Origin of the sequence: Kitasatospora sp. NPDC036755, assembly GCF_040636595.1 — a bacterium.
GTDB lineage: Bacteria > Actinomycetota > Actinomycetes > Streptomycetales > Streptomycetaceae > Kitasatospora.
The window spans coordinates 1-7,995 of record NZ_JBEZUT010000372.1 but is presented as its reverse complement, the minus strand read 5'-3'; the positions used below and the strand labels follow the sequence as shown (position 1 = coordinate 7,995).

At 75.4% G+C, this 7,995-nt stretch carries 6 protein-coding genes and 1 pseudogene; 5 read left to right on the top strand and 2 right to left on the bottom strand.

The features are described from left to right. A pseudogene (locus tag AB0E96_RS35335) lies at positions 1 to 325 on the bottom strand (hypothetical protein); the annotation flags it as partial. Positions 326 to 551: 226 nt separating this feature from the next. On the opposite strand from AB0E96_RS35335, the gene AB0E96_RS35330 reads away from it, so the two are divergent. After that, positions 552 to 1,463: a LysR family transcriptional regulator gene (locus tag AB0E96_RS35330; RefSeq protein ID WP_359829952.1), complete on the top strand. Its 912-nt coding sequence runs from the start codon at positions 552 to 554 to the stop codon at positions 1,461 to 1,463. 54 nt (positions 1,464 to 1,517) lie between these two features. Here AB0E96_RS35330 and AB0E96_RS35325 read toward each other — a convergent pair whose 3' ends face one another. Next, positions 1,518 to 2,522: a hypothetical protein gene (locus tag AB0E96_RS35325; protein WP_359829950.1), complete on the bottom strand. Its 1,005-nt coding sequence runs from the start codon at positions 2,520 to 2,522 to the stop codon at positions 1,518 to 1,520. Positions 2,523 to 2,837: 315 nt separating this feature from the next. Here AB0E96_RS35325 and AB0E96_RS35320 point away from each other — a divergent pair, with 315 nt between their 5' ends. The 4 genes from AB0E96_RS35320 (at position 2,838) to AB0E96_RS35305 (ending at position 7,963) form a co-directional block, all read left to right on the top strand. After that, positions 2,838 to 4,406 (top strand): DUF3604 domain-containing protein, encoded by a 1,569-nt coding sequence (locus AB0E96_RS35320; protein ID WP_359829948.1) that lies wholly within the window; start codon positions 2,838 to 2,840, stop codon positions 4,404 to 4,406. Between the two features lie 67 nt (positions 4,407 to 4,473). Beyond that, positions 4,474 to 5,280: a polysaccharide lyase gene (locus tag AB0E96_RS35315; protein ID WP_359829946.1), complete on the top strand. Its 807-nt coding sequence runs from the start codon at positions 4,474 to 4,476 to the stop codon at positions 5,278 to 5,280. Between the two features lie 90 nt (positions 5,281 to 5,370). Further along, complete coding sequence (locus AB0E96_RS35310; RefSeq protein ID WP_359829944.1) at positions 5,371 to 6,933, top strand: ABC transporter substrate-binding protein; 1,563 nt, start codon at positions 5,371 to 5,373, stop codon at positions 6,931 to 6,933. 70 nt (positions 6,934 to 7,003) lie between these two features. Next, the gene (locus AB0E96_RS35305) at positions 7,004 to 7,963 is read left to right on the top strand and encodes an ABC transporter permease (protein ID WP_359829942.1); all 960 of its coding nucleotides are present in this window, start codon (positions 7,004 to 7,006) and stop codon (positions 7,961 to 7,963) included. Positions 7,964 to 7,995 lie beyond the last annotated feature (32 nt).

The window sequence follows — 7,995 nt, the reverse complement described above, 5'->3', positions numbered from 1 at the left end:
CCGCCGGACACCACCGTCCGGTCCGCACCACTGGAGACACCACATGCCTTTGCCGCCGCACGCCCACGGGCCCCACGGCCCCGGCCCCGCCGGGCAGCAGGTTGGTCGCCGACGAGGAGAACAGCGCGTACCGGCCGTCGCCGCTCAGGCCGAGCGCGAGCGAGGGCCCGTCCAGCGCCTCGCCCTTGGCGCCCTCGCTGACCCGGGCGGTGTCGCCCTTGGGCGGCCTGGCCTCGGCGGTGGGCATCGCGGCCCCGGCCACGGCGGCGGCCACCAGGACGGCGGCGGTACGGGCCAGTCGGCGCCGGGTGCGTGCGGTGGTCATCGATCATCCTCCCCAGATGACGGTCCCGGGCCCTCGGCCCCCCGTGGCCCGGTCGGTACGACCCAAGCGCCGCACGGGTGGTCGGTCAACGACCTGGAGCGATCTCGTCCGGAAATGCGCCACCGGCGGTGCCTCCGGCGGCCCCCGCGGCCGAAACCGCTGCTCCGGAGGGGTCCGGTCGCTCAGCCCGGGCCGGACCGCCGCGCCGCGCTGGCAGAATTGGTCCGTGATCGACGCACGACGGCTGCGGACCCTGCGGGCCGTGGCGGACCACCGCACCGTGACCGCCGCGGCGGCCGCCCTCTACCTGACCCCCTCCGCGGTCTCCCAGCAGCTGGCCGCCCTGGAACAGGAGACCGGCCACCACCTGCTCGCCCGGGAGGGCCGGGGCGTGCGGCTGACCGCCGCCGGGGAGATCCTGCTCGGCCACGCCGACGTGGTGCTCGCCCAGCTGGAACGCGCCGAGGCCGACCTCGCCGCGTACAGCGCGGGCGTCTCCGGGGAGGTCACCGTCGCCTCCTTCGCGACCGCCATCGCCTCCGTGCTCGCCCCCGCCGTCGGCCTGCTCGCCGAACGCGCGCCCGGGGTGCGGCTCAAGGTGCTGGACGCCGAGGGCGACGCCAGCCTGCCGATGGTGCTGGACGGCCGGGCCGACCTCGCGGTGGCCGTCGAGTACCGGGGCGCCCCGCGCGCCGACGACGCCCGGCTGACCCGGGTGCCGCTGTACGCCGAGCCCTTCGAGGCGGTGCTGCCGCTCGGCCACCGGCTGGCCGCCGAGTCCGGCCCGCTGGCCGTCGCCGCGCTGGCCGACGAGCCGTGGATCGGGCCGTACCCGGGCAACCCCTGCCACGACGTGGTGCTGCTGGCCTGCGAGCACGCCGGGTTCCAGCCCCGGCTGCTGCACTCCTCCGACGACTTCCGGGCGGTGGTGGCGCTCGCCTCGGCGGGCCTGGGGGTGGCGCTGGTGCCGCGCTCGGCGCTGCGCGGCGTCGACCTCGGCGAGGTCGCGGTGCGCCCGGTGGACAGCGAGCTCGCCACCCGCCGGGTCTTCGCCGCCGTCCGGGCCGGCGCCGACGGCCACCCGCTGGTCCGGCCGGTCCTGGACTCCCTCGCCGAAGCCGCCGCCGCGGCCGCCTGAGCGGGCCGGGGCCGGGCGGGGGCCGGCCGGGCGGGGGCCGGGCCTGGTGGGGCCTCAGGCCACCGGGCTGCCGTCGGGCCGTACGCCGGCGAACTCGTCCAGGACGGCGACCCGCAGCTCGTGGGCGCCGTCCGGGCGGCTCTGCTCGTAGTAGAGGTACCAGCGGCCGCGGGCGGGGACCAGGTCGGCGTAGCGGACGTCCAGCCAGGGGCCGTCCGGGGTGAGGCGCCGCCACTCGCGCAGGTCGGCGGAGGCGGCCAGGCCGCAGCGCTCCTCGTAGTTGCCGGCGGCGTCCGCCGAGCCGTCGTAGAGCGCGAGCCAGCCGCCCCGGCCGTCGGGGAGGACGGTGGTGATCCGGGACTCGTAGCCGTCCCAGGCGCCCGCCGGGCCGACGTCCAGGGCCTCGGCGGCGCGGCCCCGCGGGGCGTCGAAGCGCAGCCCGTCGGGGGAGAGCGCCAGCGCGGTGGGCTGGACGGTGAGGCCGGTGGTGTGGATGTCGGCGTCGGCGTGGGCGCGGGCGCGCTCCTCGGGGGTGAACGGCCGGGCGCGGGAGACGGTGGTGAACAGGTGGACGCCGGCGTCGGTCCGCAGCAGGTACGGGTCCTTGACGCCCTCGGTGCCGGTGGTCGCGGCGGTGAGTACGGGGGTGCGGCCGGCGAGGTCGAAGGAGGCGGGATCGTCGGCGCTCAGGGCGTCGACGCGCCAGCGGTTGTCGACCGGGTCGACGTAGCTGAGGTGGAGCAGGTAGCCGTCGTCGCGGCGCAGCAGGGCGGACCGCTCCATCGAGGGGGAGTCCAGTTCGTCGCGCCGCACGGACCACAGGTCGTCGAAGGCGATGCCGTCGGTGCTCCCGGCGACGGCGCAGCGCCAGCCGCGGTCGGGGCCGCCGGCCGCGCCGCGCGGGCGGCGTTCGCGGTAGGTGAGCAGGAAGCGGTCGCGGTCCGGTTCGTAGCGGACGCCGGGGCAGCCGGCCCAGTAGCCGGGTTCGGGGTGCTCGGGGCCGCGGACCAGGTGGGAGGCGCGGAGGTCGGGGGCGGCGGGCAGGGCGGGGTGCGGCATCGGAACCGTCCTTCGGGGCTGGGGGAGGCGCTCGGGGCAGGGCCTCGGCCGGCGGTGGAGCCGGGAGCTGAGAGGTTTCTATCAGATCGGTCAAAAGTCCGGGCAGGCTTCGACGGTCGCTGGTCGACTCGCTGACCAGCACCGCACTGTCTCCACCAGCGGATCTTCTGTGAAGATGATGTTTCGCCCGATGGCGATCGCGCGACACCGGCCGAACATCCCTTGACCGTCCCCGGGAGAACGCGGCTAACTTCTTCTCAGAGTCGATCAAACAGGGATCGGCCCGGCCGACCCGACCCGAGGAAGCCCGCCCCGATGACCGCCCCCACCACCGACACGCCCGGCTACGCCGGCCTGGGCCTGTACGTCGGCGACCTCCACAACCACTGCGGCATCAGCTATGGCCACGGGAGCATCGAGGACGCCTACGCCAACGCCCGGCTCCAGCTCGACTTCGCCAGCGTCACCGGCCACGGCTGGTGGCCCGACCTGCCGGAGCGCACCCCCGAGCTGGCGGGCCTGGTCGACTACCACACCGAGGGCTTCGCCCGGCTGGCCCGGCTCTGGGACCACGTCCAGGAGGTCACCGCCGCCGCGCACGAGGACGGCCGCTTCGTCACCTTCCAGTCCTTCGAATGGCACAGCCTCGCGTACGGCGACCACTGCGTGTACTTCGACGGCCCGCGCGGCGAGATCATCCGGGCGGCCGACCTGGACGGACTGCGGGCCCGGCTGCGGGAGCTCGCCGCGCAGGGCGTGCGGACCTGGGCCCTGCCGCACCACATCGGCTACGGACCGGCCCGCCGCGGCATCGACTGGGCCTCCTACACCGAGGAGTTCGCCCCGGTGGTGGAGATGGTGTCGATGCACGGCTGCGCCGAGTCCGACGAGGCGCCGCGCACCTACCTGCACACCATGGGCCCCCGCGCCGCCGCCGCGACGGCCGTCCACGGCCTGCGGCTGGGCCACCGCTTCGGGCTGATCGGCTCCACCGACCACCACAGCGCCTTCCCCGGTAGCCACGGGCACGGCCGGGTCGCGGTCTGGGCCCCGGAGCTGACCCGCGACGGCATCTGGAACGCCGTCCGGCAGCGCCGCACCTACGCGATCACCGGGGACCGCATCCTGCTCGCCACCTCCGTCAACGGCGCCCCGATGGGTGCGGAGACCGCCTCCGCCGACCGGCGCCGGATCCGGGTCACCGTGCGGGGCCTGGACGCCCTGGACCACGTGGAACTGCTGCGCAACGGCGTCCCGGTGCACCGGGTCAGCCGCCCCGAGCTCCTCTCCCGGGCCGCGGCCACGGACACCTTCACCGGCACCCTGGGCTTCGCCGTCGGCTGGGGCCGGCGGGGCGTGCCGGCGCACTGGGACGTCACGCTGCGGGTCGAGGGCGGGCGGCTGCTGGACGTCCAGCCCCGGCTGCGCGGCCCGGAGACGGTCGCGCCGGCCGAGGCCGAGCCGGACACCTACCGGCCGTCCGCCTGGGAGCGCTCCGGGCCGGGCGAGGTCCGGCTGCGGACGGTCACCGACGGCAACCCCAACACCGCCACCGACAGCACCCAGGGCTTCTCCCTGCGGGTCGAGGGTGACGCGCGGACCCGGCTGGTCGCCGTCGTGAACGGCGACGAGAGCGCCCACGCCGTCGGCGAGCTGCTGGCGGGCGCGCGGACCGGCTTCACCGGCGGGTTCGTCTCCGGCGCCTACCGCTTCGACCGCGCCGTGCCCGAGCAGGAGACGGCCGCCGACTTCGAACTGACCGACGAACGCCCGGACGGCGACGGGGACTTCTACCACGTGCGGGTACGACAGCTGAACGACCAGTGGGCCTGGTCCAGCCCGACCTGGGTGGGAGCGGCCGACTCCTGTCGCCGGGCCGGCTGACCCGACCCCGGGTCAGCCGGCCCAGACCACCGGTCGCCCCGTCCCGAACCCCAGAAGGAGAAACGCCATGTCCCGCCTCCCCGGCCGCCTCGCCGCCGCCGTGCTCACCGCCGCCCTGGCCGTGACCGCCGCGCCCGCCCACGCCGCCGCCCACGCCGCCGCCCCCGCTGTCGTGTCCGCCCCCGTGCCCGCCGTCGTGTCCGGCACCGACGTCTTCACCGACGGCTTCGAGTCCGGCACCCTCTCCGCCTGGACCCGCCAGCGCGTCGACGGCAACGGCAGCATCACCGTGGCACCCGCCCCCGCCGGCGGCAGCGGCCAGGCCGCCCGCTTCACCGTGCCGAACGACGGCGCCTCCTACCGCTCCGAGGTCGCCGTCAACTCCCTCGGCTGGGGCAGCTACCGCTTCGCCCTCGCCGACTACCTGCCCGCCGACTGGGTGCGCACCCCCACCGAGACGATCCTCGCCCAGTGGCACGGCTACCCGCTCGCCGACGGCAGCGACACCAAGCCGCCGATCGCCCTCACCGTCAAGGACGGCAGCTGGCGGCTCAAGGTCCACTGGCTCACCGACCCCAGCACCGTCCAGGAGGCCGTCGTCCCGCTCGGCGACGTGCAGTTCGGCCACTGGAACCAGTGGGCCTTCGACATCACCTGGTCCACCGACACCACCCCCGGCGCCGTCACGGTCTACCGCGACGGCGTGCAGGTCGGCGCGTACAGCGGCCTCAACAACTACCACCAGAACCAGTCGCCGTACTTCAAGACCGGTATCTACCGGGCCAACTGGAACCCGGCGAAGAACATCCCCTACCCCACCGGCGGCCCCGACGTGGTGGCCTGGAGCGACAGCGTCGTCGTCACCCGGTACTGACCCCGAGTCACCCGGTACTGACCCCGAGGCGCCGGGAACCGCCCCCGGACCAGCCGACCGCCCCCCGAGAACCGAAGAGGTAGCACCACCATGAGCGACGCGGCCCGCCACCGAGGCCTGCCCCGAAGAGGCTTCCTCGGCCTGAGCGCCGGAGCGGCCCTGCTGGCGGCGGGCTGCCGCTCCGCCACCGAGGACGCCGCCGGCGGGGGCGCGGCGCCCTCCGCCGCCTCCGCGCCGGACCTCCGGATCGTCTACGGCGCCGCCCCCGACCCCACCCAGCTGCTCCACCGCGGCCCGGACACCCCGGTGTTCGTCAACCTGGTGCTGGACCGGCTGGTCGACCTCGACCCGCAGACCCTCCAGCCGGTGCCCTGGCTGGCCACCTCCTGGGAGTGGAGCGCCGACCGCACCCGGCTCGTGCTCAAGCTGCGCGAGGACGTCACCTTCCACGACGGCCGCCCGCTGGACGCGGACGACGTCGTCTTCTCGCTCACCGGCGCCGCCAAGTCCTCCCAGGTCAAGCCGCTGCTGGAACGGCTCGCCGACATCCGGGCGAGCGCCCCCGGCGAAGTCACCCTCACCCTCGCCCGGCCCACCAGCAACCTGTTCGACGCGCTCGCCTTCAACCCCGTGGTGGACGCCCGCAGCTACGTCGACGGCAGGGCCGCCGACACCGTCAACGGCACCGGGCCCTTCACCTGGCAGGCCTTCAAGGGCGGCAACCAGCTCGACCTGGCCCGCAACGACCGCTACTGGCAGAGCGGCCGGCCCCACTTCGAACGGATCACCGTCCGCTCGGTGACCGGCAGCCAGGCCGCGCTGTCCGCCCTCCAGTCCGGACAGTCCCACCTGATCGGCGCGGTGCCCGGCCGCGACCTCAAGGTGCTCGGCGGCAACCCGGCCTTCACCGTCCAGTCCGCCAAGTCCTCCTACCAGCAGGCGTTCCTCGGCGTGAACGTCACCAGCCGGCCCTTCGACGACCGCCGGGTGCGCCAGGCCCTCCAGTACGCGGTGGACCGCGACCGCGTCGTCGCCCAGGTGTACGGCGGCCACGCCGAGGCGAGCAGCCTGCCCTGGCCCTCCCACACCCCCGGCGTCACCCCCGACCAGGTCACCCGCTACCCGCACGACCCGGAGAAGGCCCGCGGACTGCTCAGGGAGGCCGGGGCCGAGGGTGCCCGGGTGCCGCTCACCGCCGCCAACTCGCCGGTCTTCGCCTCCCTCGTGGAACTGGTCAAGTACGACCTGGAGCAGGCCGGGTTCGGCGTCGACGTCCAGCTGCTGGACAACGCCGCGCTCCAGCCGAAGATCCAACAGGGCACGCTGGAAGGGCTGTTCATCGCCAACCACGGCATGGTCAGCGTCTCCCCGCTGAGCGGGATCACCGTCTCCGGCCCGCTCCAGGTCGGCCGGAACACCTCCCACGTCACCGACCCCGCCTACGCCGAGCTCCAGACCCGCGCGTTCGCCGCCGCCGACGAGGGGGCCCGGGCCGACGTCAACCACGAACTGTCCGAGTACCTGCTCACCGAGTCCTTCCACATCACCCTCGCGCACGCCTGGGAGACGTACGCCCTCGCCTCCTCGGTGCGCGGCGTGGCCACCAGCGCGCTCGGCTACCTGCGGCTCGACGACACCCGCCGCACCGCCTGACGGGCCGCCCCGGGACGCCCCCCACCGCCCCGGGGCGGCGCCCCACCGTTCCGACCCCCGGAGTACCCCCGTGCCCTACTGGACCAGAAAGGCGTCCGGCGCGCTGGCCACGCTCTGGCTCGCCTCCGTCGCCGTCTTCCTGCTGCTCCGCCTCGCCCCCGGCGACCCGGTGTCCGCCGCGCTCGGCGCCGAGGCCGACCAGGAGCAGCGCGACCGGCTCGCCGACAGCCTCGGCGTGGACCGGCCGATGCCCGTCCAGTACCTGGGCTGGCTGCGCGGACTGCTCACCGGCGACCCCGGCAGCTCCTTCCACTACCGGGAGCCGGTCACCCGCCTGATCGGCCAGAGCGTCGGCAGCACCGTCCAACTCGCTCTCGCCGCAGGCCTGCTGATGCTGATCCTCGGCCTGCTGCTGGGCGTCGCCCTGGCCTCCGAGCGCCGCGGCCGGCTCGCCCGGGTGCTCGACCCGCTGGCCACCGCCCTGCTCGCGCTGCCGGTGTACGTCACCGCCGTGCTGTTCGTCCTCGTCTTCGCGGTGCTGCTGCGCCTGCTGCCCGCCGGCGGCGAGCGGGACCTGTTCGCCGCCCCGGACCTCGCCGTCCAGTACCTCGCCCTGCCCGCCGTCGCGCTCGCGCTGCCGGGCGCGGCGGTGCTGGCCCGGCTGCTCGCGACCGAGCTGCGCCGCACCCGCCAGGAGGAGTTCGTGCTGACCGCCGTCGCCAAGGGGGCCTCGCCCCGGCGGGTCCTGGCACGCCACGTGCTGCCCAACAGCCTGGCCCCGTTCTGCGTGGAGTTCGGGCTGCACCTGGGCGAGCTGCTCGGCGGCGCGGTCGTCGCCGAACAGCTCTTCGCCCGCCACGGCCTCGGGCAGCTGCTGCTGGACGCCATCAACCAGCGGGACTACCCGGTCGCCCAGACCCTGATCATGCTCGCGGTGGCCGTCGCCGTCCTCGTCCAGCTCGGCTCGGAGCTGCTGGTCGGCCGGCTCGACCCGCGGATCGCCCGCGCCGGCACCGGGGAGGACCGTTGACCGCCGTCACCGCCGCCGCCCGCCGCCGCGGG